General features: G+C 70.0%; 20 protein-coding genes and 1 riboswitch. Of the genes, 6 read left to right on the top strand and 14 right to left on the bottom strand.

Annotated features, from left to right (window positions below; all coding sequences use genetic code 11):
- Positions 1–2: 2 nt before the first annotated feature.
- The 5 genes from AC4D2E_RS00295 to AC4D2E_RS00275 all read right to left on the bottom strand — a co-directional run bounded on the left by AC4D2E_RS00295 (position 3) and on the right by AC4D2E_RS00275 (position 6,539).
- Positions 3–569 carry a hypothetical protein gene (locus AC4D2E_RS00295; RefSeq protein ID WP_490951331.1) on the bottom strand — a complete coding sequence of 189 codons (567 nt, stop codon included), beginning with the start codon at positions 567–569 and terminating at the stop codon, positions 3–5.
- A gap of 82 nt (positions 570–651) precedes the next feature.
- On the bottom strand, positions 652–2,547 hold the full coding sequence (locus AC4D2E_RS00290) for a glycoside hydrolase family 13 protein (RefSeq protein ID WP_490951330.1): 1,896 nt from the start codon (positions 2,545–2,547) through the stop codon (positions 652–654).
- Between the two features lie 3 nt (positions 2,548–2,550).
- Entirely contained in the window at positions 2,551–3,492 is a 942-nt protein-coding gene (locus AC4D2E_RS00285; protein WP_490951329.1) for a sugar ABC transporter permease, read from the bottom strand.
- Complete coding sequence (locus AC4D2E_RS00280) at positions 3,492–5,087, bottom strand: ABC transporter permease subunit (protein ID WP_490951328.1); 1,596 nt, start codon at positions 5,085–5,087, stop codon at positions 3,492–3,494. The genes AC4D2E_RS00285 and AC4D2E_RS00280 overlap by 1 nt, the downstream gene beginning before the upstream one ends.
- A 153-nt stretch (positions 5,088–5,240) precedes the next feature.
- On the bottom strand, positions 5,241–6,539 hold the full coding sequence (locus AC4D2E_RS00275; RefSeq protein WP_490910132.1) for a sugar ABC transporter substrate-binding protein: 1,299 nt from the start codon (positions 6,537–6,539) through the stop codon (positions 5,241–5,243).
- Positions 6,540–6,794: 255 nt separating this feature from the next.
- On the opposite strand from AC4D2E_RS00275, the gene AC4D2E_RS00270 reads away from it, so the two are divergent.
- The 3 genes from AC4D2E_RS00270 (at position 6,795) to AC4D2E_RS00260 (ending at position 9,998) form a co-directional block, all read left to right on the top strand.
- Complete coding sequence (locus AC4D2E_RS00270; RefSeq protein WP_490951327.1) at positions 6,795–8,537, top strand: glycoside hydrolase family 13 protein; 1,743 nt, start codon at positions 6,795–6,797, stop codon at positions 8,535–8,537.
- 85 nt (positions 8,538–8,622) lie between these two features.
- Complete coding sequence (locus AC4D2E_RS00265; RefSeq protein ID WP_104167978.1) at positions 8,623–9,636, top strand: LacI family DNA-binding transcriptional regulator; 1,014 nt, start codon at positions 8,623–8,625, stop codon at positions 9,634–9,636.
- Between the two features lie 113 nt (positions 9,637–9,749).
- Complete coding sequence (locus AC4D2E_RS00260; protein ID WP_104167977.1) at positions 9,750–9,998, top strand: SCO4226 family nickel-binding protein; 249 nt, start codon at positions 9,750–9,752, stop codon at positions 9,996–9,998.
- A 165-nt stretch (positions 9,999–10,163) separates the two neighbouring features.
- Here AC4D2E_RS00260 and pulA read toward each other — a convergent pair whose 3' ends face one another.
- Positions 10,164–13,244 carry a pullulanase-type alpha-1,6-glucosidase gene (gene pulA / locus AC4D2E_RS00255; RefSeq protein ID WP_490951326.1) on the bottom strand — a complete coding sequence of 1,027 codons (3,081 nt, stop codon included), beginning with the start codon at positions 13,242–13,244 and terminating at the stop codon, positions 10,164–10,166.
- Positions 13,245–13,396: 152 nt separating this feature from the next.
- Here pulA and AC4D2E_RS00250 point away from each other — a divergent pair, with 152 nt between their 5' ends.
- Positions 13,397–14,455 carry a LacI family DNA-binding transcriptional regulator gene (locus AC4D2E_RS00250; protein ID WP_490910135.1) on the top strand — a complete coding sequence of 353 codons (1,059 nt, stop codon included), beginning with the start codon at positions 13,397–13,399 and terminating at the stop codon, positions 14,453–14,455.
- On the opposite strand, the gene AC4D2E_RS00245 is transcribed toward AC4D2E_RS00250, so the two are convergent.
- From AC4D2E_RS00245 to AC4D2E_RS00215, 7 genes are all read right to left on the bottom strand, one after another.
- A complete protein-coding gene (locus tag AC4D2E_RS00245; RefSeq protein WP_104167974.1) occupies positions 14,452–14,892 on the bottom strand; it encodes a heat shock protein transcriptional repressor HspR in 441 nt (146 codons plus the stop codon). The genes AC4D2E_RS00250 and AC4D2E_RS00245 overlap by 4 nt on opposite strands.
- Positions 14,893–14,956: 64 nt before the next feature.
- Positions 14,957–15,952, bottom strand: coding sequence for a DnaJ C-terminal domain-containing protein (locus AC4D2E_RS00240; protein WP_490951325.1), 996 nt, complete (start codon positions 15,950–15,952; stop codon positions 14,957–14,959).
- Positions 15,953–16,113: 161 nt separating this feature from the next.
- Positions 16,114–16,776, bottom strand: a complete 663-nt coding sequence (locus AC4D2E_RS00235) for a nucleotide exchange factor GrpE (protein WP_104167972.1) — start codon at positions 16,774–16,776, stop codon at positions 16,114–16,116.
- A gap of 2 nt (positions 16,777–16,778) precedes the next feature.
- Positions 16,779–18,650 carry a molecular chaperone DnaK gene (gene dnaK / locus AC4D2E_RS00230; protein WP_104167971.1) on the bottom strand — a complete coding sequence of 624 codons (1,872 nt, stop codon included), beginning with the start codon at positions 18,648–18,650 and terminating at the stop codon, positions 16,779–16,781.
- A 138-nt stretch (positions 18,651–18,788) separates the two neighbouring features.
- The gene (locus AC4D2E_RS00225; RefSeq protein ID WP_104167970.1) at positions 18,789–20,102 is read right to left on the bottom strand and encodes a DUF2252 domain-containing protein; all 1,314 of its coding nucleotides are present in this window, start codon (positions 20,100–20,102) and stop codon (positions 18,789–18,791) included.
- A gap of 121 nt (positions 20,103–20,223) precedes the next feature.
- Entirely contained in the window at positions 20,224–21,213 is a 990-nt protein-coding gene (locus AC4D2E_RS00220) for a permease prefix domain 1-containing protein (protein WP_490951324.1), read from the bottom strand.
- Complete coding sequence (locus tag AC4D2E_RS00215) at positions 21,210–21,554, bottom strand: PadR family transcriptional regulator (protein WP_104167967.1); 345 nt, start codon at positions 21,552–21,554, stop codon at positions 21,210–21,212. The genes AC4D2E_RS00220 and AC4D2E_RS00215 overlap by 4 nt, the downstream gene beginning before the upstream one ends.
- A gap of 104 nt (positions 21,555–21,658) precedes the next feature.
- Here AC4D2E_RS00215 and AC4D2E_RS00210 point away from each other — a divergent pair, with 104 nt between their 5' ends.
- Positions 21,659–21,880, top strand: a complete 222-nt coding sequence (locus AC4D2E_RS00210) for a hypothetical protein (RefSeq protein ID WP_104167966.1) — start codon at positions 21,659–21,661, stop codon at positions 21,878–21,880.
- A 31-nt stretch (positions 21,881–21,911) separates the two neighbouring features.
- Here AC4D2E_RS00210 and AC4D2E_RS00205 read toward each other — a convergent pair whose 3' ends face one another.
- A complete protein-coding gene (locus tag AC4D2E_RS00205; protein ID WP_490951323.1) occupies positions 21,912–22,517 on the bottom strand; it encodes a LysE/ArgO family amino acid transporter in 606 nt (201 codons plus the stop codon).
- 69 nt (positions 22,518–22,586) lie between these two features.
- Between AC4D2E_RS00205 and AC4D2E_RS00200 the strand changes: the two genes are divergently transcribed.
- Positions 22,587–23,483: a LysR family transcriptional regulator ArgP gene (locus AC4D2E_RS00200; protein WP_490951322.1), complete on the top strand. Its 897-nt coding sequence runs from the start codon at positions 22,587–22,589 to the stop codon at positions 23,481–23,483.
- A 113-nt stretch (positions 23,484–23,596) separates the two neighbouring features.
- A riboswitch (cyclic di-GMP riboswitch) is annotated at positions 23,597–23,671 on the top strand.
- Positions 23,672–23,697: the final 26 nt, after the last annotated feature.

Below are 23,697 nucleotides of genomic sequence, written 5' to 3'. Positions count from 1 at the left end.
TCTCACCACGTCTGCCGGTTCCCGTACGTGTCCCGCCAGGCCCCCATGGCCGAGATCTCGGTGCGCAGGCGCGTGGTGGCACGCTCGAGCTGGAGCGTGTCGATGGAGCGTGAGGTCTGCAGGAGGCTCCGGCGCAGGTCGGCGGAGAGTTCGTCGAGGGCCTGCGCCTGGGCGGAGAGGTCCCTGGTCCATTCCTGCTTCAGCGCCCGGTTCGGTTCCCGGTCCGCGGCCCGCAGCAGGTTCTCCAGGGAAGCGGCCGCCTGGTCGATCTCCGTGGCGGCCCGCGGCAGGTCGCCGACCGGACGGCCCTGGGCCTTCGCCTCCGACAGGGCGAGGTGCGTGGCACGCGAGGACCGCGCGAGGTTGCCGATCAGCCGTGCGGGTTCCCGGGTCAGCGCGTCCGGGGAGTAGGCGCGGGCGGCCAGCATGCCGCGATCCCTGGTCCGCTCGATGATGCGGGAGCTCCTGACCTTCCGCACCACCACCCAGCCGGCGACGCCGGTACCGGCGCCGAGGGCGAGGAGCACCCCGAGGCCGATGGCGAAGGCTTCGACGAGCTCCTCAAGCATGATGGTGTCCCGAGATGTGGTTCATCCATCCAGTCTGCCCGCCTCCCCTGACAAATTCCACCCGTCGAAGGGCCTGCCGTCCCTAGCGTCCGGGGGTAGGGACGCCCGGGAGGCGCCACACCTGGACTCCCGGTCCGCGGCCGGAGACCACGAGCGCGTCCGCCGTCTCCTCAACCGATACCCCGTGCGGGCCCGGACCGACGGGCCGGGCCGGGGCCCACGGGCCGGGCAGCAGGTCGAGCGGCACCCGGACGCCGTCGTGCTCCGCCCGTGCCGCCGCGACCACGAGGCATTCCACCTCGTGTTCACGCACGAACACGACGGCGTCGGGCGTCGCGGCCAGCCAGCGCACCGCGCCGTCCCGCAGCGCCGGAGAGGCGCGCCGGAGCGCCGCCAGGTCCGCGATCAGGGCGCGCGCGTCAGCGGGCCGTCGATCGGGACCGTCCCACGGCATGGGTGTCCGGGCGTCCTCGCCGTTGGTGCCCCGCAGACCGAACTCGTCGCCGGCGAAGAGCGTGGGCAGACCCGGCAGCAGGAAGGCGAGGGCCAGCCCGACGGCGGGGCCGCCGTCGATCATCACCGTGGCGGCGCGTGCGGTGTCGTGGGTGTTCAGCGCCGTCATGTTCTGCGAGCGGACCCGCCAGGAGAATCCGGAGGACAGCGCGGTGTGCGTGGCGACGAGGTCGCCGCCGTCGATCCGGGGGACGCCGCGCGCGGGCGTGCCGAAGAAGTTGATGCCCGCCGTCGCCCGTCCCCCGCGGGCCAGCCACTGCCAGAGCGGCCGCGTGAAGTTCGAGTAGGTCATGCCGCCGTCCCAGGTCCGCCCGGAGAGGTCGTCGGTGGCGTCACCCGTGGATTCGGCGAGGAGCATCAGTCCGGGCCGGACGGCGTCCATGGTGCCGCGGATGAGCGCGGCCACCTCCCGGTTGAGGTCGACGGGCCCGTGCCGCCCGGTCATGTTGGCGACGTCGATGCGCCAGCCGTCGAGGTTGAAGGGCGGGAGCAGCCACCGGGCCACCACCGACTCCGGGCCCTCGACGAACCGCCGACGCAGTTCCGGCGAGGACCAGTCGAGTTTGGGCAGGCTGGGGACGCCGAACCAGCTGGCGTACTCCGTGCCGTCCTCGCTGAAGTAGTAGAAGCCGGCCTCCTCGCAGGTCGGATCGGCCGAGGCCTTCCGGAACCAGTCGTGGGCGTCGCCGGTGTGATTGACGGTGAGGTCCCCGAGGACGGCGAGGCCGCGGGCGTGGGCGGCCTCGACGAGCCGGACGAGGGCGGCGTTCCCGCCGAGGAGCGGGTCCACCTCGTCGAACGTCGAGGCGTCGTACCGGTGGTTGGACCGCGCGGGGAAGAAGGGCGTCAGGTACAGGACCGTCGCGCCCAGCGCCTGGAGGTGGTCGAGGCGCTCGGTGATGCCGTCGAGGTCTCCCCCGTACACCTGCCGGGGTGTCAGCGCGCCGCGCGGCTGCACCGGCTCGTCCCAGGGGCAGCCGACGGCCCAGTCCGGGAGGGCGTCCAGGGGCGCCGCGGCGGAGGACCTCGCGAACCGGTCGGGGAAGACCTGGTAGATGACGGCGGCGCGGGCCCACGGCGCAGGCGCGGGGCGGCAGTCGATCCGGAAGTCGTCGCGGTCGGGAGTGTCCCGGCCGGACACCCCGGTGGCGTTGAGCCACCGGAGCAGGGGCCCGTGGGCGCCCGGCAGTTCGAACACGAACCGGTAGCGGAGCGTGGGATTGACGGCGGTGACGCGCGCCTCCCAGCACGCCCAGCCGCCGTCGTCCCCGTCGGCGGGAAGGAGCCGCGCCTCGTCGTAGTGCCCTTCGCCGTCGCGGAGGGACCGGACGAACACCCGCGAGGGTGTGCCCCACCGGGCGGGGACCCGCACGCGCACCGCCAGGGTGTCGCCCACACCCGGCGACTGCTCGGGCACGTACAGGGGCGAGCCGTCGTGGTGGGGTGCGAGGAACGGGTCCTGCACGGCTCAGCCCTTGACGGAGCCGGAGACGAGGCCGGTGGTGATGTACTTCTGCAGGAAGAGGAACAGGGCCATGACCGGCACGGCCGCGAGCACCGCGCCCGCCGCGAAGACGCCCCAGTTCTCCGACCGCTGCTGCGCCACGTAGGAGTACAGGCCGACGGCGAGGGTCTGCGACTCGGGATCGGTCAGCACCACGCTGGCGATCACGAATTCGCTGCTCAGTCCGATGAACGCGAGGAGCCCCACCACCGCGAGGATGGGCGTGACGAGCGGCAGGATGATCGTGAAGAACACCTGCACGTGGCTGGCGCCGTCGATGCGCGCGGCCTCGTCCAGGGACTTCGGGACGGTGTTGAAGAACCCGTACATGAGGTACGTGTTCACGCCCAGGGCGCCACCCAGGTAGACCATGATCAGGCCGAGCTGGCTGCCGAGGCCCAGCCACGGGACGACGTCGGTGATGGCGTTGAGGAGCAGGAAGATCGCGACGACGGCGAGCAGCTGCGGGAACATCTGCAGGATCAGCAGCGAGAGCAGGCTCACGCGGCGGCCCTTGAAGCGCATGCGGCTGAACGCGTAGGCGGCGAGGGCGCCGAGGAACACGGTGGCCGCCGAGGTCACCACGCCGATGATCATGGTGTTCATGAACCACCGCCCGAAGGGCCTGCTCGGGTTGCTGAACAGCGCCTCGAAGTTGCCGGTGTCGAACCTGCTGAACAGGACGTTGGAGCCGGCCATGGTGCCGTTGGAGTTCAGCGCGGCGGAGAGCACGTAGAGCAGCGGGAACACGGCGAAGAGCGTGGTCACGACGCCGACGACGTGGCGCCAGCCCTTGTGCCTGAACCACTGGCCGAACGTGCGCCTGCGCTGCTCCGGCACACGGCCGGACCCGCCCGCCCGCGTCTCGGTGGGGGCGGCTGCCTGGGGATCGGTGAACGTGGTCATCAGTTGATGTCCTCCAGGGCCTTGGTCTGCCGGAAGCTGAGGGCGGAGATCACGGCGACGATGAGAAAGATGATGATGGACAGTGCGCTGGCCAGGCCGTAGTCGCGGCCCACCCCGGTGCCGAACGCGATCTCGTAGACCATGGTGATCAGGATGTCGGTGTGGCCGATGTTCGCCGTCGTGCCCGAGAAGCGGGGGCCGCCGTCGGTCAGCATGTAGATGACGTTGAAGTTGTTGAAGTTGAAGGCGAAGCTCGCGATCAGCAGCGGCGCGACCGACACCAGCAGGAGGGGCAGCTTGATGGCGGTGAAGGTGCGCCATGCGGTCGCGCCGTCCATGCGGGCGGCTTCGGTGACCTCCTCGGGCAGGGACTGCAGGGCCCCCGTGCACACCAGGAACATGTACGGGAAGCCGAGCCAGAGGTTCACGACCAGGACGCTGATCTTCGCGAGCAGCGGGTCCGTCAGCCACGGGATGTCCGCGCCACCGAAGAAGGTGTTGTTGACGAAGCCGAACTCGGGGTTCAGCAGGCCCGACCACACGAGGCCGGCGAGGAAGGCCGGGAAGGCGTAGGGCAGGATCATCAGGATGCGGTAGATCCGCTTGCCGCGGAGGTCCGGCAGGTTGAAGGCGTTCGCGAGGAACAGGCCGAGCGCGAACGTGGACAGGACGGACACGATCGCGAAGGTGAAGGTCCACAGGACCACCTGCAGCAGCGGGCCGCGGATGTTCGGGTCGGTGAACGCCTTCACGAAGTTGTCGAAGCCCACGTTGATCTTCCAGCCGGTGCTCAGCTGCTCGCCGTCCGCGGACCGGAAGGAGCCCTCGCCGGTGTCGGAGTAGGTGGTCCCCGTCTCGAGGTCGGTGAAGGTGCTCGTGGTCTCGTCGTAGCTCAGCGCCGGGCGGTAGACGTAGGCGTTCGAGCCGTCGCTGGTCTTGAGGCTGCCGTCCTCCGGGTCGTCGGAGAACGGGACGGTGATCGCGAGGATGTCCGCCTGGTTCGCGAGGACCTCCCCGAACTGCAGCGTGCGGTAGCCCTCGAGTTCCACGCCCTTGCCGGTGCCGTCGGTGACGGCGTCGTCGGCCTCCTCGAGCGGCACGCCGGTGGTGCCCACCGACACCCCGCCGTCGGGGTCGGTGGCGAGGAGGTGGAATACGCCGTCGGCCTCGAGGACCGAGACGCGGTAGGCGGGGGAATCCGGGACCCGCTGCTGCGCGGAGAGCTGGATGGCGTTCACCGCGTCGGCCTTGGTGCTGTTGTGGCCGTCACCGTAGTTAGTGAAGGCCACGTAGCCGCTGTAGATCATGACGAACACCTGGAAGACCACCAGGAAGAAGATCCCGGGGGCGAGGTATTTCGCCGGCAGGCCGCCCCTGCGCAGGTAGATCCAGTTGATGAGGACCGTCACGGCTGCCCCGACGAGGAGGATCACCCACTTCTCCTGCAGGAAGAGCGTGATGAGGACGTAGACGGCGAAGGCGTCCACGAGGCCGAGCAGCACGATCTTCGCGAGCAGGCCGAGGGTCGAATCGGAGCGGACGGCTGGCTTCGTCGGACGCGTGGCGGCCGGGCCGGGAGGGGCCGTTGTGAGCATGGCGGAGGCTTTCGGTGATCGGCGCGGAAGGCCGCTGCTGTGGTGCCGCCACCTCGAAGGGGTGGCGATGAGAAAGGTGGCGCCCGTCGCCGGGGCGACGGGCGCCGGGGTACTGCGTTACTGCGTTACTGCGCTACTGCGCTACTGCGGGTCCTACTGTTCGGCGATCTTCGCCTCGATGTTGCTCACCATGGTGGTCCAGGCCGCAGCGGGATCCGCGCTGCCCTTGATCAGCGCGAGCTCGGTTCCTCCCCAGTCGGCCCAGACGGCCTGCATCTCGGGCAGTGCGGGCATCGGGACGCCGTTGGCGCCGATCTCACCGAACGCGGCGACGATGGGATCGGACGCCGCCTTGTCGAAGCTGGCCTTGAGGGCGGGCGGGCGGCCTCCGACGTCGTACATCGCGTCCTGGGCGGCTTCGGTGCTCAGGTAGTTGACGGCGAACTCGTTCGCCGCGAGCGCATTGGCGCTCTTCGACGAGATGAAGAAGCCGTTGACGCCGATGAAGGGCTGGGCGTCCTGGTCGCCGACCGTGGGGAGCGTGTCGACGGCGAGGTTCAGGCCTGCGGCCTGCGCGTCGGGGACGTTCCAGGGGCCGGTGAGGAAGTAGGGCGACTCCCCGGCGTTGAACTTCTCCTTGGCGATGTCACCCGTGATGTTCGAGTTGATGATCTTGGATCCGGTGTCGCCCCACTCCACGAGCTTCTTGGCGAATTCGACGCCGTTCGGCTCGCCGAGCAGCAGCTCGTCGGGGTTGTAGCTGCCGTCCTCGTTCTGCCCGAACACCGGCACGCCCATCGAGGTCTGCAGCGGGTACAGGTGGTAGGGGTCGCCCTGCTTGGGGTCCATGCCCACCAGGAACGGGTAGGTCGCCTTCCCGTCGGCGACGGCGGCCTCGCCGTTGGCGATGACCTCGTCGAACGTGGCGGCGGCCTCGGGGACGAGGTCCGTGTTGCGCAGCAGCGCGATGTTCTCCAGCGCGTAGGGCACGCCGTAGACGTTGCCGTCGTAGGTCATGGCCTGCACGGCGGACTCCTGGAACTCGGACGCCTTGTCGCCGAGCTCCACGGGGGCGACGACGCCGTTCTGCACGAACGTGCCCAGCCAGTCGTGGGGGCCCACGATCAGGTCGGGTCCCTTGCCGGTGGGCACCTGGGTGATGAAGTCGTCGCGGACGGCGGCGAAGTCCTTGACCGCGAGCTTGACCTCGATGCCGGTGTCCTCCTTGAAGGACTTGGTGATCTCCTCGAGGGCGGGGGCGCGCTCGGCGTCGACCCACATGGTGAGGGTGGTGGCGCCGCCCTCGGCGAGATTCGGGGCGGCGGAGCTGGAGCCGGCCGAGGAGGACTCGGCGGCCCCTCCGCCGCAGGCCGTGAGGGCCAGGACGGCCACCGACATGACGCCGGTGATCAGAGCGTGCCGACGGGTCGGCTGGGGGGATCGCACCTTCATTGGTGTTCCTTTCATGAACGGCTTCTGTCGATCTCCCGATGAAGCACGGGGCTTCGCGGGCCGGGAGATGGAGGTGTCGCAGCCGCTCCTACTCGGAGGCGACGGTGACCCGAGTCACAACTGTAAACGCTTGCATCGGATTTCTTCAAAGAAGGTCCTTCGACGCGCCGAAACCGAAGGAAAGTCGCAGATGCAAGAGTGTTCTCGTTGAAAGCGCTTCCATATTCCGGCCCCCCGCGGTCTAGGATGATTCGCATGTCTGAGATCGCCCCGCTCCTGCACGGTGAGGACCTGTCCTCCCCCGATGCCTTCCACGCACCCCTCCATGCCCCGTCCGAGGGCGACCAGTGGTGGCGCTCGTCCGTCATCTACCAGGTGTACCCGCGGTCCTTCCGCGACTCGAACGGCGACGGCATGGGCGACCTCCCGGGCATCACGGCCGAACTCGAGCACCTCGCCGAGCTCAGCATCGACGCCCTCTGGCTCTCGCCGTTCTTCACCTCCCCCCAGCGCGACGGCGGCTACGACGTCGCGGACTACTGCGACGTCGACCCCCTGTTCGGCACGCTCGCCGACTTCGACGCCCTCGTGGCCCGCGCCGACCGCCTGGGCATCCGCGTGATCGTCGACCTCGTCCCCAACCACTGCTCCAGCGAGCACGTGCTCTTCCAGGCCGCCCTCGCGGCTCCCGCGGGCTCCGCGGAACGGGCGATGTTCATCTTCCGTGACGGCCGCGGTACGGACGGCAGCGAGCCGCCCAACAACTGGCAGTCGCACTTCGGCGGGCCGGCCTGGACCCGCGTCATCGACGCCGACGGCACGCCGGGCCAGTGGTACCTCCACCTGTTCGACTCCTCGCAGCCCGACTTCAACTGGGACAACCCGGCTGTGCGGACCGAGTTCGAGCGGGTCCTGCGCTTCTGGCTCGACCGCGGCGTCGGCGGCTTCCGCGTCGACGTGGCCCACGCCCTCATCAAGGCCGAGGGGCTGCCGGACTGGGGCGGACGCGCCGACGGCGGATCCTCCGAGGGCTTCCCCGGCTGGGAGGCGCCCATGTTCGGCCAGGAGGAGATCCACGACATCTACCGGCAGTGGCGGGCCATCCTCGCCGAGTACGACGGCGAGCGGATCCTGTGCGCGGAAGCCTCGATCGACCCCCTGCCGCGGCTCACGAACTGGGTCCGCCCCGACCAGATGCACCAGGCGTTCAACTTCGCCTACCTCCACCACCCGTGGAACGCCCACGGACTCCGGCACGTCATCTCCTCCTCCCTCACCGCGTTCGACGCCGTGGACGCACCCACCACCTGGGTGCTCAGCAACCATGATGTCGTGCGGCACGCCAGCCGCTTCGGGCTGACGGACGGCCCGCCGCGGGGCGGCGACGGCATCGGCCGCTCGGACGCGCAGCCCGACACCGCGACCGGTCTCGCCCGCGCCCGCGCCGCGTCGCTCGCCATGTTCGCGCTGCCCGGTGGGATCTACCTCTACCAGGGCGAGGAGCTCGGCCTGCCCGACCACACGGCAATGCCCGACGACGCCCGGCAGGACCCGACCTTCGTCCGCACGGCCGGCGAGAGGATCGGCCGCGACGGATGCCGCGTCCCCCTCCCCTGGCAGGCCGAGGCGCCGGCGTTCGGGTTCGGTGACGCCGAGGCGCCCGTGGCCCCGTGGCTGCCGCAGCCCGAGGGCTGGGCGGAGTACGCGCGCGACGCGCAGTCCGCAGACCCCGAGTCCACCCTCTCCCTGTACCGGACGGCCCTGCAGCTCCGCCGGGACCTGCGCCTCGGCGCCGGGTCCCTCAGCTGGTCCCGTGAGTTCGAGGCGTCCGACGTCGTCGCCTTCCGGAACGGCGAGGTGATGGTGGTGCTCAACATGGGCGAGTTCGCCGCTCCCCTGCCGGAAGGCACCGTCATCGCCGCCAGCACGCCGGGCTCGGTCACGGAGGGCACGCTCGCCCCGAACGCCTGCGTCTGGCTGATGGCCGCCGCCGGGTAGGAGATCCGCACAGGATCCGCAATGATCGGACGGGGACACCCTGGCGGGGTGTCCCCGTCACTGCTGCCCACGCGGAAAGGGGACCATGGCCGGCATCAAGGACGTCGCCCAGCTGGCCGGCGTGTCCACCGCCACCGTCTCCCGGGCCCTCAGCGGCAACGGCCGGGTCTCCGAGCGTGCGCGCGCCCGCGTGCTGCAGGCGGCGAGGGAGCTCGACTTCGTCGTCAGCTCGACCGCCTCGTCCCTGGCCTCCGGGCGACACCGCAACATCGGCGTCGTCGTGCCGTCCGTCGCCCGCTGGTACTACTCCCAGATCGTGGACAGCCTCGCGGCGTCCCTCCTCACCGCCGGCTACGATCTCACGCTCTACAACCTGAACGAGGACGCCGCCATCCGCGACCGGGTCCTCTCCGAGTTCCTGCTGCGCCAGCGCTGCGACGGCGTCATCCCGGTCTCCCTCGAACTGAGCCGCGAGGAACTGGGACAGCTCCTGGCCGTCGGGAAGCCCGTCGTCGGGATCGGCGGCCCGCTCCCCGGCGCGGAGACCTACAGCGTCAACGACCGCGAGATCGCGGAACTCGCCACCGAGCACCTCATCAACCTCGGGCACCGGCGGATCGCCCACATCGGCGGGTCCGACGCCTTCGAGAACGATTTCCGGATCGCCGGCACGCGCCGCCACGGCTACGAATCGGCGATGGCCGCGGCAGGCCTGGAGATCCTCGACTCCTGGCGTGTGGATGCCGACTTCACCATCCAGGGCGCGCACAGCCAGGCGAAGCAGCTCCTCGGCTACCCGCGGGACACCCCGACCGCCGTGTTCTGTGCCTCCGACGAGATGGCCATCGGCGCCATCCTGGCCGCCCGCGAGCTGGGCCTGCGCGTCCCCGAGGACGTCTCGGTCATCGGCATCGACGGGCACGAGCTCGGTGAGGCGCTCGGCCTGACCACCGTCGCCCAGTTCCCGCAGCAGCAGGGCAAGCGCGCCGTCGAGCGCCTCCTGCAGATCCTGCAGGACCCGGACGCGTACCGTCCCACCAACCACTCCGCCCGGACCGCGCTGATCATCCGGTCGAGCACCGCCGCCCCGTCGGCCTGACCCGGACCCGGCCCGACACCAGGGCGGGCCTCTTGACGACCCTCCGCCAGGCATCTATCCTGCAGACCTCACACCCCTGCAGCCAATATCAACCACGATCGAGGAGGGTTGTCATGCCTTCATTCATGGATGTCCACCACAACATGAAGGGCCTGACGAAGGAGGATCTGGAGGCGGCTCACGCGGCAGATCTCGCCATTCAGGGCGAGGAGGACGTCGTCTTCAGGAGCGCCTGGGCCGACCCTGAGGCGGGCGTCGTCTATTGCCTGTCCGACGCCCCGTCCGCGGACGCCGTGAAGCGCATTCACGAACGCACAGGTCATCCCGCGGACGAGGTGCATCCCGTCCCCCTGGCGGTGTAGCGCAGACCTCCGCGTCACGCACCCGGCTCGAGACGGTACTCGTCGTGCGAGCCACCGTGGTCTCCGGGTTCAGCCAGGTCCGATCGTCGCGGCGACGCGCGCCGATTCTTCCCGGGACGCACGTGGCCCGGCACCCCGGAAGGGATGCCGGGCCCCGGGGGCGGACTACCGCGCCTCGAACACCGCAACCGTGCGGGCAGGGACGGTGAACGTCCCGTCCGCGGTGGCCGCCGCCTGGCGGACGATGTCGTCGCTCCCGTCCGCCTGGACGGCGTGCAGCGCGAAGCCCTTGCCGGCGGCGGCGGGGACGCGCTGGGTGGTGGGCTCGTCGGAGGCGTTGAAGACCACGACGATGCCCTTCCGCCCGGGATCGACATCGGGACCGACGGTGTCGTCCAGGTGCATCACGATGACGCCGGGCGTCTGGTCCGGGCCGCTGCCCGGGAAGGACAGCTTCTGCTGGACGAGCGCGGCCGTGCCGAGGCTGAACAGCGGGCTGCCCTGCCGGATCCGCAGCAGCTCCTGCGCCTGCCCGCTCGCGGCGTCGATGTCAGCCGGTGACGGCTTGAGCGCCGGGTCGGCCAGCAGCGGCCGCATGAACGCGTACTTGCCCTCGTTGTCAGCCCGCGGCGGCAGCCCCCGGCCGAAGCCGTTGTCCGTGCCCGTGTGGTCGAGGATGTTGAACCAGTCGCCGGAGTCGTAGCTGTTGCGGTCCAGCGACTTGCTGCGCAGCGCCTCGCCTCCCGCGTGCCAGAAGGAGACCCCCTGGCCGAGGGCCGTGGTGGACAGCGCCAGCGTCTGCATCCTGATGCGGTCGGCCATCGGGGTGTCGGCCGGCAGCTTGAACGCGAGCGCGTCGAAGAGCGTCTCGTTGTCGTGCGCCTCCACGTAGGTGATGCTCTCCTGCGGGTCCGCGGCGTACCCGGTCGGCGACCCGTTGTAGTCGACGTCGGCGCCCGTGACCTGCCGGCCGGTGCGGTCGGTGAACGTGTAGTCCCTCAGGTTGCCGGTGAGCCCCACCCGGATCTGGTCCTGCGACAGCAGCAGCTCGGCGCGCTGTTCGGCCGTGGTGCCGTTGCCGGCGACGCCGTTCGGGTCGGTCAGCAGCCCGGAGGCGAAGCCCTGGATCCGGGGGTCGTCGTCGAAGGGTCCGCCGCCGCGCACGGCATCGCGGAGCCGGTCGTTGAACGTGCCGATGCCTGTGCCGGCCATGGTGGCCTGCGTGGCCTGGACGAACCGGGCGTTGTCCGCGACCTCCCCGAAGTTCCAGCCCTCGCCGTAGAGGTAGATGGACGTGCCGTCCACGCCGTCGCGCTCGAGGGTCAGCGTGTCGAGGGCCGCACGGACGTCGAGGATGTTCTGCTTCGAGTGGTGCCCCATGAGGTCGAACCGGAAGCCGTCGAGCTTGTAAGTGCGCGCGAGCGTCACGATCGAGTCGACCATCAGCTTGCCCATCATGGTGTGTTCGGTCGCCGTGTTCGGGCAGCAGGTCGAGGTCTCGACGGCACCCGACTCGGGGTCGAGGCGGTGGTAGTAGCCGGGCACGATCCGGTCGAGGTTGTTCTCCGACGACTGGCCGGCACCCGCGGTGTGGTTGTAGACGATGTCCTGGATGACCCGCAGCCCGGACCCGTTGAGCGAGGCGATCATGCCGCGGAACTCGCGGATGCGCGTGGCGTCCTCGGGGTTCGTGGAGTAGGAGCCCTCCGGCGTCGTGTAGTGCAGCGGGTCGTAGCCCCAGTTGAAGCCGTCCCGGGCGGCGACGTCGGTGACGCACTGCTGCTGTCCGGTGCTGTCCGGGGCGAACGCCTCGAGGTCGCAGGCGGGTTCGGACTGCCGCGCCCGGTCCTCCTCGATGGTGCCGATGTCGTTCACGGGCAGGAGGTGGATGGCGTTGAGCCCGTTGTCGGCCAGCTCCGAGAGCCGCTGCATGCCGGCGCTGTCCGGCCGGCTGAATGCGGCGTACGTGCCGCGTTCGGCCTCGGGCACGGTGGCGTCGGAGATGGAGAAGTCCCGCACGTGGAGTTCGTAGACGGACAGCTCCTCGGGGCGCTCGAGGACAGGTTTCGGCAGGGTGGACCACGACGACGGCATGAGCGCCGGATCCGTGAGGTCCACGATCAGTGAACGCTCCGAGTTCGTGGACAGGCCGACGCTGTAGGGGTCGGTCACGAGGTTGCGTTCCACGGCGCCGGTCTCGGGGACGAAGACCTCGACGTCGTAGAGGTAGTACGCACCGTTCCAGTCCTTCTCGCCGTCGACGCTCCAGACGCCGTCCTTGCCCGCGCGCAGGGGGCGCGTGGCGATCGGCTCGCCGCCCGAGCCGTCGCGGAAGACCTGTACGGAGACGCTGCGCGCCGTCGGGGCCCACAGGTCGAGGTGCGGCTTCCTGCCCTTCCAGCTGAGGCCGAGCTGCCGGCGTTCGGCTCCTGCGTAGAGGTCGTCGAGCACTCCGGGCACCTGGACGCCGGTGGTGGCCAGGACCTTCCCGTCCGGCCCGACGGCGGCGAGGAGCAGCTGACCCCTGAGGAGTTCACCGGCCTTCCGGGCGTCCTTCTTCCCGAGCGTCACGGTCATGAGGTCGGCCAGGTGCGGGTACCGGGCGGCGAGATCCGCAGGCAGGTCATCGCTGCCGCGCTGGAGGTCGAGGTAGGTGCCACCCGTGACACGATCGTCCTCGGCGACGAGTCCGCCCTCCGGGGCGGAGTACAGCCGGAAGCGGGCGTCCTCCGGCAGCTCCGCACCCCAGGCGAGGGTGTCCGCGGTGAGCCAGTGCGCCGCCGTCGACCCCGTGGGCGCCGGGGGCGCGTCGCTCGAGATGACGTGCGTGCGGTGGTCGTAGGTGAAGGTCACGGGGCCGCCCGGAGCCTGCAGCGCGAGATTCGCGCCACCGGCAGCGCCGTCGGCGCCGTAGTTCTCGCCCCAGGACTCATTCAGCGCCACCTTGTACTCGTAGGATCCGGCGGGGACATCGAAGGTCGCCGACCAGGTGTCCGGCGAGCCGTCCACGGGTACGAGTCTGGTGGCTGCGCACTCCGGCTGCCAGTCGTCGGGACAGCCGAGTTCCGCTTGCAGGGAGCCCACGAGCGCGACCGTACCCGGCGGCGTCGTGTGGTCGGCCAGGGCGGGCGCAGGCATGAGGGTCGCGAGGAGCGGCGCGGTCAGGACGACGGCGGCGAGCCGGGACCGGCGCCGAAGGGGCGGCCTTCCGCCGGTCCGGCCCGTATCCGTGGTGTTCAGGGTCATGGTGGTCCTTCCCCGGCCATGCGTCGCTGCAGGCCGGACTGAGGAGGAGTGGATACTCTTACCCTAGGGACGCCGGGGGCTGAGCAGAAGGTCTTCGCAAAACTTTCACGCAATCTTTCGGGAGCGCCCGCGGCCTGCGCTAGATTAGGGCCATGACCCCCGGGAAGCGTCGCGAGCGGCCACGCCTGGACGACGTCGCCCGCACTGCCGGCGTCAGCGTCCCCACCGTGTCGCGCGTCCTGAACGGCAAGGGCGGTGCTTCCCAGGAGACCCGGGAGGCCGTCCTCGCGGCGATGGACAGCCTGGGCTACGAGCGGCCCTCCCGCACGGCCGGGCGCTCCAAGGGGCAGATCGGCGTCGTGGTCCCGGACCTCGTGAACCCCATCTTCCCGGCCTTCGCCGGCGCCATCGCGGCCCTGCTGGCACCCAACGACTACATCCCTGCCCTGTGCACCCTACCGGGCGGGGGCATCACCGAGGACGAGTACGTCGCCCTCATGCTGGACCAGGGCGTCAGCGGGATCATCTTCGTCTGCGCCGCCCACTCCGACGGCCGGGCGAGCATGGAGCGCTACCGGCGGCTGCGCGGCCGGGTGCCGTTCGTGCTCGTCAACGGGGCCAGGCCCGAGATCGACGCGCCATCCGTCTCCAACGACGACGCCACCGCCATCCGCACGGCCGTCCGGCACCTCGTGGCGCAGGGCCACCAGCGCGTGGGCTTCGCGACGGGCCCCGACCGTTTCATCCCGAGCCGTCGCAAGCTGGAGGGTTTCCGCTCCGGGCTCGTCCAGTTCCTCGGCGAGGACGACGCCGAGCCGCACGTCGCGACGAGCATGTTCACCATCGAGGGCGGGCAGAGCGCAGCGAACGAGCTCATCGACGCGGGACACACGGCGATCGTCTGCGCCTCCGATGTGATGGCCCTCGGCGCCGTCCGTGCCGCCCGGACCCGCGGCCTGCGGGTGCCGGAGGACATCTCGGTGGTGGGTTTCGACGATTCCCCGCTCATGGCCTTCACCGATCCGCCGCTGACGACCCTGCGGCAGAACGTGGCGGCGATGGCGGAGGCCGCCGTCCACGCGCTGGTCACCGAACTGGACGGGGACCGGGCCTCGCGGAACGAGATCCTGTTCCAGGCGGACCTGGTGGTCCGCGGCTCCACCGGGGCGGGGCCCGCGGTGCGGACCGGCCCCGGGTCCTCCGGGGGCTAGTTGAACGCCTGGGTGGAGGTGCGCGCCGACTCGGGGCGCCACACCATGAGGGCCTGGCTGCGGGGGCGGGGACGCTGCCCGCGGACGAGGGTGACGACGTCCCCCGCGAGACCGGCGGCGAAGACCCGGCTCGATTCGGCGTGGACGTGGCGGGCCGCCAGTTCGGAGGTCAGTTCCGCGACGCGCGCCTGGAGCGCCGCGACCTGGTTCTCGAGGTCGAGGATCCGCCGGATACCCTCCAGCGACACCCCTTCGTGCGAGAGTCGCTGGATCTCGCGCAGCGTACTGACGTCCTTCTGGGAGTAGCGCCGCGCACGGCCCGGCGCCCGGCTCGGCGTCACGAGGCCCAGGCGGTCGTACTGGCGGAGCGTCTGGGGGTGCATGTCGGCGAGCTCGGCGGCCACCGAGATGACATAGATGGGCAAGGTGTGGTCCATGGCGGGTCTCCTTCCGTTGCCGATGCTCCCGGATGCTGCTCGGAGGTACTGCGCGAACGTCCTGCTACAGGCGCGCCTTCGCGGCCAGGCCCGCCCGCGGATCCGCGTCCTTCGTGGCGGCGCGGAACGTCTCCACCGCCGCTTCCGCCTCCTTCGAGAGGTTCTGCGGAACGACGACGTCGACGACCACCAGCAGGTCACCGGTCGTCTTCGAGGTCTTCACCCCACGGCCCTTGAGCCGGAGGGTCCTGCCCGACGGCGTGCCGGCGGGTACCCGCATCGTGACCATCTCGCCGCTGAGCGTCGGCACCTGGATCTCGGCGCCCAGCGCCGCCTCCGGGAAGCTGACGGGCACGTGCAGGCGGATGTTGTCGCCGTCGCGCTTGAAGAGCGGATGCTCCTTCACGCTGACGCTGACCATGAGGTCACCGGGACCGGCCTGGCCCGGCTGGCCCTTGCCCTTGACCCGGACCTTCTGGCCGTCGCGGATCCCGGCCGGGATCCGGACGTCGATCTGCTCCCCGGAGGGTTCGCGCAGGCCGATCGTCGTGCCGTTGATGGCACCGGCGAAGGAGATGGACGTGCTCGCCGTGCGGTCCGCGCCCTTCTGCGGGCGGGTGGACTGGAACCCGCCGGGGAAGCCGCCGCCGCCCATGCCCCCGCCACCGAGCAGGTCGGCGAACTCGGGGGGCAGGTTGCCGTTCGAGAAACCGGTGCGCTGGCGGGTGCCTGCGCCCTGGCCGAAGAGGTTGCCGAAGACGTCCTCGAAGCCGGCGTTGGCCCCGGCGCCGCCGCCTGTTCCGCCTGCGGAGAAGCGCGCGCCGCCGCCCATCGCGCGGATGGCGTCGTACTGCTGGCGCTGCTCGGCGTCGGACAGGACGGAGTAGGCCTCCGACACATCCTTGAAGGTGCGCTCCGACGCCGCAGCCCCCTGGTTCTGGTCCGGGTGGTGCTTGCGCGCGAGCTTCCGGTACGCCTTCTTGATGTCGTCGCCGGACGCGTCCTTGGAGACACCCAGGATCTTGTAGAAATCCTTGTCGACCCAATCCTGACTAGCCACTGGGCGTCTCCTTCCGTTGTTCTTCCGATTCGAAAAGTGGGTAAGCGTGCTACGCCGGGACAGTTCCCGAGGAAGGCGGCTTCAATATTCCAAGGGCCGCCAAGGCCCTCAGGAATTTCATTGCCGCCGTTCGGGAACTGTCCCGGCGCCCGTGCCGCTGATTACTCCGGCACTGCCACGATCACCTGGGCGGCCCGGAGGACGCGCTCCCCCTTGCGGTAGCCCGCGCGGAGGATCTGGCTGACGCTGTCGGCCTGGACGTCCGCACTCGGCTGCTGGATGAGCGCCTCGTGGACGTTCGGGTCGAACGCGACGCCGATCTCGTCGATCCGGGTCAGTTCGTACGTCTTCAGGACGTTCTCGAGCTTGCCCGCGATGGCCGCGAACGGTCCCTCCGCGAGATCGCCGTGCTGACGGGCGGCGTCGATGTCGTCGAGGACGGGCATCAGCGAGTTGAGGACGCCGATGACCGCCTGGTCGCGGGCGACGTCCCGGTCACGCTCGACGCGGCGCCGGTAGTTGACGTACTCCGCCTGCAGGCGGAGCAGGTCGTTGCGGAGCTCCGCGACGACGTCCACCGCCGGGTTGCTCTCGCCCTCGGCACCGGCCTCGTTCAGAATGGCCTCGGCCTGGGCCAGGGCGTCCCCGTCGGAAGCGTCGGCTGCGGGCGTGGCCTGCGCTCCGGCCGCGGATTCCTCCGCGGCCGGCTCGCCGGCGTCCTGCTGCTGCCCACGGACTTCGCCTGTCTCGGGGTCGATCCTCCGGCTGTCGGATGAGTTCACCGGTTCCGACTGGTGCTCTTCTTCGTTTCCGTGGTGCGGCATGACTACTTCTTCTCGCTGGTGTCTTCGTCAACCACTTCGGCGTCGACGATGTCCTCGTCGGTACCGGCGGAGGCTGGCTGGTCGTCGGCGGGCGCTGCGCCGGCCTGGCCGGCGTCCTGCTGCGCCGAGGCGTAGATCGCTTCGCCGAGCTTGGACTGCGAGGCCTGCAGCTTCTCGAAGGCCGCCTTGACCTCGTCGTCGTTGTCCTGCGTCTCCAGGGCCTTCTTGAGGGCGTCGACGTCGGCCTGGACCTCGGTCCTGACCTCCTCGGGCAGCTTGTCCGCGTTGTCGGCGATCAGCTTGTCCACCGAGTAGGCGAGCTGCTCGGCGCCGTTGCGGATGTCAGCGGCCTCGCGGCGCTTCTTGTCCTCGGCGGCGTGCTCCTCGGCCTCGCGCACCATGCGGTCGATGTCCTCCTTGGAGAGCGAGGAACCACCGGTGATGGTCATCGACTGCTCGGTGCCGGTGCCCTTGTCCTTGGCGGACACGTGCACGATGCCGTTGGCGTCGATGTCGAACGTGACCTCGACCTGCGGGACGCCGCGCGGAGCCGGTGCGATGCCGGTCAGCTCGAACGTGCCCAGCGGCTTGTTGTCACGCGTGAACTCACGCTCGCCCTGGAACACCTGGATGGCCACCGACGGCTGGTTGTCGTCCGCCGTGGTGAAGGTCTCGCTGCGCTTGGTGGGGATGGCCGTGTTGCGCTCGATGAGCTTGGTCATCATGCCGCCCTTGGTCTCGATGCCCAGGGACAGCGGGGTGACGTCGATGAGGAGGACGTCCTTGCGCTCGCCCTTCAGGACACCGGCCTGCAGCGCGGCACCGACGGCCACGACCTCGTCCGGGTTGACGCCCTTGTTGGGCTCCTTGCCGCCCGCGAGCTCCTTGACGAGCTCGCCGACGGCGGGCATGCGGGTGGAGCCGCCGACCAGGACGATGTGGTCGATGTCGGCCACCTTGATGCCGGCTTCGGTGATGACGTCGTGGAACGGCTTCTTCGTGCGGTCCAGGAGGTCCTTGGTGAGGTCCTGGAACTTGGCGCGGGAGAGGTGCTCGTCGAGGTGGACGGGGCCGTCCGGCGTCACCGAGAGGTACTGCAGGGAGATGTTGGTGGACGTCGCCGAGGACAGTTCCTTCTTGGCCTGCTCGGCGGCTTCCTTCAGCCTCTGCAGGGCGATCTTGTCCTTGGAGAGGTCGGCGCCCTTGGCCTTGGCCTGCGAGAGCAGGTAGTCCACGACGCGCTGGTCCCAGTCGTCGCCACCGAGGCGGTTGTCACCGGCGGTCGAGCGGACCTGGATGGTGGAGAAGGCGTCCTCGTCCTTGCCGACTTCGAGCAGGGAGACGTCGAACGTTCCGCCGCCGAGGTCGAACACGAGGATCAGCTCGTCCTCCTTGCCCTTGTCCAGGCCGTAGGCGAGGGCCGCGGCGGTGGGCTCGTTGACGATACGCAGCACCTTCAGGCCCGCGACCTCGCCGGCCTCCTTGGTGGCCTGGCGCTCGGCGTCGTTGAAGTACGCCGGCACGGTGATCACGGCGTCGGTGACCTTCTCGCCGAGGTAGCTCTCGGCGTCGGTCTTGAGCTTCTGGAGGATGCGCGCCGAGATCTCCTGCGGCGTGTACTTCTTGTCGTCGATGGCGACGTTCCAGTCGGTTCCCATGTGGCGCTTGACCGACGCGATGGTGCGGTCGATGTTGTTGACTGCCTGGCGCTTGGCGATCTCGCCCACCAGGACCTCGCCGGACTTGGAGAATGCGACGATCGACGGCGTGGTGCGGGCGCCCTCGGCGTTCGCGATGACGGTGGGCTCGCCGCCTTCGAGAACCGAGACGACCGAGTTGGTGGTTCCGAGGTCAATACCTACTGCACGTGACATGCAAATTCCTTTCGACTGCCCGGGGTTTGCGAGGCGCTCATCCGCCGGGCGCGTAGATTGAGCGTTCTGCACTCAAGTATACGGGCCGGCCGGGTCAGGTCCAAACGGAGTTGAGTCCGATCGACTCAACTCCGGCCTCTAGGCGGCCGGTACGGCGGTGATGAGTCCTTCGCGGAAGGCGTCCACGAAGAGCGCGTGGTCCTCGCGCACCGTGGCCGCGTAGGCCTCTCCGAACCCGACGATGTCCTCGAGGAAGTCCTCGCGTGAGCGGTCCACGGCGGCCAGGATGGCGGTCTCGGTGCGGAACGGTACGAGGTCATGGTCGCTGTCCTCGTCGGTCGAGCAGTGGATCTTCGCCGTCGCCTGCCCCAGCGCCTCGAGCACCGGCACCATCTGCTCGGGCTCGGTGAGGTCCTCCCAGGAGAGGTCCCGCTTGTAGGGCGAGAGCTCCGACACCACGAAGGAGACGCCGCGGATCGTCGTGTAGCCGAGGAACGGGTCGGTGTGGGTCTGCAGGGACCGCTGGCTGATGACGGCGCGGTGCCCGTCGTCCACGAAGTAGCCGCGGACCCGCTCGTCGTCCACGATCCGGCTGGGCGCAGCGATGTTCGACTGCTTCATCGTGAGGATGATGTCGTTCTCCTGGGCCTCGTCGAACCCCTCGATCAGCACGTTGTAGGTCGGCAGGCCGGCACTGCCGATCCCGAACCCCTTCTTGCCCACGATGCCCTTCACCCGGTAGAACACCCGCCGGCGGGACCGCTCGCTGTCCGGGATGGTGGAGAGGTAGCGGTCGAAGGCGTCGGCCACCTCCCGGTGCTCGTCGTCGTCGAGCACCCGGATCGACCCGTCGTCCCGGAACTGGCGCTCGTAGTCCTCGATGAGGGTGAGCGCGTCGAGCAGCCGCGTCCTGCGCGCCGCCCGGGCCTGCTGCAGCACCCGGTAGACGGGTCCGTCCGTGTTGTCGAGTCCGAAGGCGAAGGTGGACTGCTCGTCCTCCACGTAGTCCGCGACCCGGCCGAGATAGGCCTCGAGGTAGATGCGCGAGAGGTCGCGCACCGACTGCGACGGCAGTGCCTTCTGCCAGCACAGCAGCGTCAGCGACGCGACGAAGCGGCGGAGGTCCCACGAGAAGTGGCCCACGTAGGCCTCGTCGAAGTCGTTGACGTCGAACGTGAGGCGGCCCTCGTTGCTCATGTAGGTGCCGAAGTTCTCCGCGTGCAGGTCGCCGTGGATCCACACCCGGCTCGTGCGCTCGTCCGCCCAGGCGTCGTCGAGCTGTGCCATGTCGGTGTAGAACAGGGCCGCACTGCCCCGGTAGAAGGCGTACGGATCGGCGGCCATCTTCCGGAACCGCGCCCGGAAGGCGAGGGGGTCGACGCCCATGAGGTCCTGGTGGGCCTCCACGAGGGTGCTCACGATGTGCTGCTGACGGGACTCGGTGGCTGCCATCACGCCACCGTACGCGCGTTCCCTGTGGATCCCGACCGCGGATGGAGAAGCGGGTGGAGAAGCGGGTGGAGAAGCGGGTGGAGAAGCGGGTGGAGAAGCGGGTGGAGAAGCGGGTGGAGGATCAGTGATGCGTGAGGACGGCGCGTTGCGGCGTGACGTGCGAGGCGCGTCGCGCCTTCAGGAACCCGTCCACCACATCCCAGGCGACGAACAGGACCACCACCCCGGTGACGATGGAGGCGATGGTCCAGCCGCCGCCGGTCGCGGCGGCCGGATCCCACCCGACGGCGTCGACGAAGTCGGGATTGAGCAGCCGCCCCCCGGACCACAGGAGGACCGCGGGCACCGCGAAGGCGAGGGCGAGGACGAGATTCACGACGGCGGCCGCCCAGGACCAGTCCCGCAGGTACAGCCAGGCCGCGAAGACGGCCTCGGCGGCGATCAGCCCGAGGAACCACGGGAGCCAGAAGGACCACAGCGCGGGATCGAGCAGCGGGACAGCGCTTCCGTCCGCGGCCCTGACGACGGAGGACACCTGCTGCCAGAGGACGGTCACCGCCAGGGCGGCGAGGAAGACGAGGGATGCGATGAACTCCGGCAGCCGGCTGCGCCGGGAGTGGTCGGGCAGTGCCGGGAGGCGGTCGGGCGACCACTCCACCCCGGTGTCGGTGACGCTCGCACGCTCGAGGACGGCGAACACCAGCGTGGTCCAGAAGCTGACGTGCACCGTGACGCTCAACGCGGTCGCCACCGCACTGCCGATGGCCGCACCGAGATCCCCCTGGCTCAGGAACTGCACGAGGAAGACCACCGTGGTGGCGATCGGGACCACGATGGACAGGAGGGTCTTCAGGAGCCGCATCCAGTCGAGGTAGTACCGGGGCCCGATCAGCAGGAGCGGGCGTTGCACGTAGTCGGCAGCGAGGCGTTCCGGGTCGCCCAGCTCCATGAGGGCCGAGCGTTCGGCGGTGCCGGGCTCCTCCCCGGCGGTGCGGTGCGCGTCGACGGCGTCGCCGATCATCTCCCGGATCTCGGGTTCGATCTCGGCGCGCTGGGAGTCCGGCACGGTGCGGACGGCTGCCCATACATAGCGATCGGTCAGCGTGGTCATGGCAGTTCCCCTTCGGCGAGGCGGTGCAGCGAGGCGGTCAGCCGATCCCAGTCGGCGGTGAGGGTGGCGGCGAGGTCGTCGCCGGCCGGGCTCGTCCGGTAGAACTTGCGCGGACGGGATTCGGCGGTGTCCCACTCGCTGGTCAGCAGGCCCTGCTTCTCGAGGCGCCGAAGGAGTGGATAGAGCGTGTTCGCGTCGACCTGGAGGTCCAGGTCGTCGAGCGAGCCCAGGAGCGCATACCCGTAGTCGGGGGTGCGCAGCCGGGTGAGGCACGCCAGGACGACCGTCCCGCGCCGCAGTTCCTGCAGATGTCCGGCGACCAGGCCCTCGTCGATTTCCATGTCAACACTATGGTGTGCGACGCACAGTGTAGGAAGAGGTCATCGGTTGTCGTCCCGGCGATCACCCGCCGGGGGTGATCCGCGGGGGTGCCATACTGTCGCCCATGGATCTCGAACAATGGTGGAACAGCGTCACGCCGCAGACCAGGGAGTGGCTGATCGCCCACAACGGTGAGGCGCTCACGCCCGAGGTGGTCGCCGAGATCAGCAGGGCCGGCGGCCTGGTGGCCTCCGAGTCGTGGTGGATGGGCGAGCGCGGCCCCGACGGCATCCTGCTCTCGGACGCGGCGACGGACTGGATCGAGGAGCGCGCCAACGAGGAATAGCCGCGGGTAGCGCCGCGACCACCGACGCGCGCTACCGCAGGACGAGGAGCACGGCCAGCAGGAGCATGACCGCGGCGATCAGTGCATCGAGGATGCGCCAGGCCCAGGGGCGGGCGAAGACGGGGGCGAGGAAGCGCGCCCCCATGCCGAGCGCCGAGAACCACAGGATGCTGCCGAGGGCGGCGCCCGCGCCGAACCACCACCGGCCCGGCGTGCCGTGCGTGTTCGCGAGTGATCCCAGCAGCAGCACGGTGTCGAGATAGACGTGCGGATTGAGCCAGGTGAGGGCGAGGCAGGTTCCGAGCGCGGCACGCCAGGACGTCGTCGCGGGCCCTCCGCCGACGTCGAGCCGCTCCCCCTGGAGCGCGCGCCGCCCCGCGAGGACGGCGTATCCCGTGAGGAAAGCCGCCCCGGCCCAGCGCACCACCTCCACGAGCACGGGGGCCTGCTCGATCGCCGCTCCCAACCCGCCGACGCCGAGCACGATGAGCACGAGGTCCGAGACGGCGCACACCACCACGACCAGCGCGACATGGGACCGCCGCAGGCCCTGGCGCAGCACGAAGGCATTCTGCGAGCCGATGGCGACGATCAGGGTCAGTCCGGCGGCGAAGCCGGTGGCGGCGGTGGAGATCACGGAACCAACCTAGGGCCGGCACTTATGCTTAGACAAACTAATGCTTCTTCACCGAGATAAGAGTTGCTTATGCGATTAGTCGATCCGGGACAGGCCGAAGCCCTTGCGGCGATCATCGAGAAGGGCAGTTTCGAGGCAGCGGCCTCCACGCTGTCCGTCTCGCCCTCAGCGATCAGCCAGCGGATCCGGGCCCTCGAGGTGGCCGTCGGGCGCCCGGTCCTCACCCGCACACGCCCCCTCCGCCCCACCGGAGCGGGAGAGGCGATCGTCCGCTTCGCGCGGCAGCTCGAACTGCTGTCGGCGGACCTCGCCACCGAGCTCGACTCCGCCCGCGACGGCCCCCGCCGGCGGATCACGATCGTGGCCAACGGCGACTCGCTGCACACCTGGGTACTGCCGGCCCTCGCCCGCGTCGCAGACACCCTGCAGCTCGAGATCCTCCGGGAGGACGAGGACTACTCCCTCGACCTGCTGCGCAGCGGTGCCGCCTCGGCGGCCATCACGTCCGTGGCCACTCCCGTGCAGGGATGTTCCTCGCAGCCGCTCGGCGTCATGCGCTACGTGCCCGTCTGTTCCGTGGACTTCCGGGACACCTGGTTCGCCGACGGGGCGACGCCGGGACGGCTCTCCCGCACCCCCGTGGTCCTCTTCGACCGGAAGGACGACCTCCAGGACCAGTACCTCCGTTCGCGCATCCGCAGTGCCTTCGACCCGCCGCGTCACTTCCTGCCCGCGGCGCAGGCCTTCGCGGACGCGATCCGCTTCGGCATGGGGTGGGGCCTCGTGTCCGAACTGGAGTTGCGGTCCGACCCCCAGGGCCTCGTCCTGCTCGACCCGGGAGGCCACGTGGACGTCCCCCTGTACTGGCAGCAGTGGCGCCACGGATCCACGTCCCTGGCTGCCGTCAGCGACGCGGTACTGCGGTCCGCGGCGCTCCTCCTCCGCCCACCTGCGCGGAGGAGCTGACGGCGAGGGAGACACCCTGCGTCGGGTGCCGTGGCGCCACGGACCGACGGCGCTCCCCGTCGTTCATGACGGCGTCGGTGGGGGTTGCTACTATCGTCGAGCGAGCAGCCGCTCGTCGACAAAGGCAAACCCGGTGCGAGCCGGGGACGCAAAGCCACGGGACCCCTGAGGTCAGCCGGGCCGCCGAAGAGAACAGGTCCACGGAGTATGCCTC

It is taken from the genome of Arthrobacter sp. TJ-265 (assembly GCF_058269135.1).
The sequence above is the reverse complement of the archived record's forward strand: the minus strand, read 5'-3'. Positions and strand labels throughout refer to the sequence as shown.

Bases quoted from the DNA above. Each gene is read 5' to 3' on its own strand.
- AC4D2E_RS00295 (WP_490951331.1), bottom strand. From the start codon at position 569: ATGCTTGAGGAGCTCGTCGAAGCCTTCGCCATCGGCCTCGGGGTGCTC.
- AC4D2E_RS00285 (WP_490951329.1), bottom strand. From the start codon at position 3,492: ATGACCACGTTCACCGATCCCCAGGCAGCCGCCCCCACCGAGACGCGG.
- AC4D2E_RS00280 (WP_490951328.1), bottom strand. From the start codon at position 5,087: ATGCTCACAACGGCCCCTCCCGGCCCGGCCGCCACGCGTCCGACGAAG.
- AC4D2E_RS00275 (WP_490910132.1), bottom strand. From the start codon at position 6,539: ATGAAGGTGCGATCCCCCCAGCCGACCCGTCGGCACGCTCTGATCACC.
- AC4D2E_RS00270 (WP_490951327.1), top strand. From the start codon at position 6,795: ATGTCTGAGATCGCCCCGCTCCTGCACGGTGAGGACCTGTCCTCCCCC.
- AC4D2E_RS00265 (WP_104167978.1), top strand. From the start codon at position 8,623: ATGGCCGGCATCAAGGACGTCGCCCAGCTGGCCGGCGTGTCCACCGCC.
- AC4D2E_RS00260 (WP_104167977.1), top strand. From the start codon at position 9,750: ATGCCTTCATTCATGGATGTCCACCACAACATGAAGGGCCTGACGAAG.
- pulA (WP_490951326.1), bottom strand. From the start codon at position 13,244: ATGACCCTGAACACCACGGATACGGGCCGGACCGGCGGAAGGCCGCCC.
- AC4D2E_RS00250 (WP_490910135.1), top strand. From the start codon at position 13,397: ATGACCCCCGGGAAGCGTCGCGAGCGGCCACGCCTGGACGACGTCGCC.
- AC4D2E_RS00245 (WP_104167974.1), bottom strand. From the start codon at position 14,892: ATGGACCACACCTTGCCCATCTATGTCATCTCGGTGGCCGCCGAGCTC.
- AC4D2E_RS00235 (WP_104167972.1), bottom strand. From the start codon at position 16,776: ATGCCGCACCACGGAAACGAAGAAGAGCACCAGTCGGAACCGGTGAAC.
- dnaK (WP_104167971.1), bottom strand. From the start codon at position 18,650: ATGTCACGTGCAGTAGGTATTGACCTCGGAACCACCAACTCGGTCGTC.
- AC4D2E_RS00225 (WP_104167970.1), bottom strand. From the start codon at position 20,102: ATGGCAGCCACCGAGTCCCGTCAGCAGCACATCGTGAGCACCCTCGTG.
- AC4D2E_RS00220 (WP_490951324.1), bottom strand. From the start codon at position 21,213: ATGACCACGCTGACCGATCGCTATGTATGGGCAGCCGTCCGCACCGTG.
- AC4D2E_RS00215 (WP_104167967.1), bottom strand. From the start codon at position 21,554: ATGGAAATCGACGAGGGCCTGGTCGCCGGACATCTGCAGGAACTGCGG.
- AC4D2E_RS00210 (WP_104167966.1), top strand. From the start codon at position 21,659: ATGGATCTCGAACAATGGTGGAACAGCGTCACGCCGCAGACCAGGGAG.
- AC4D2E_RS00200 (WP_490951322.1), top strand. From the start codon at position 22,587: ATGCGATTAGTCGATCCGGGACAGGCCGAAGCCCTTGCGGCGATCATC.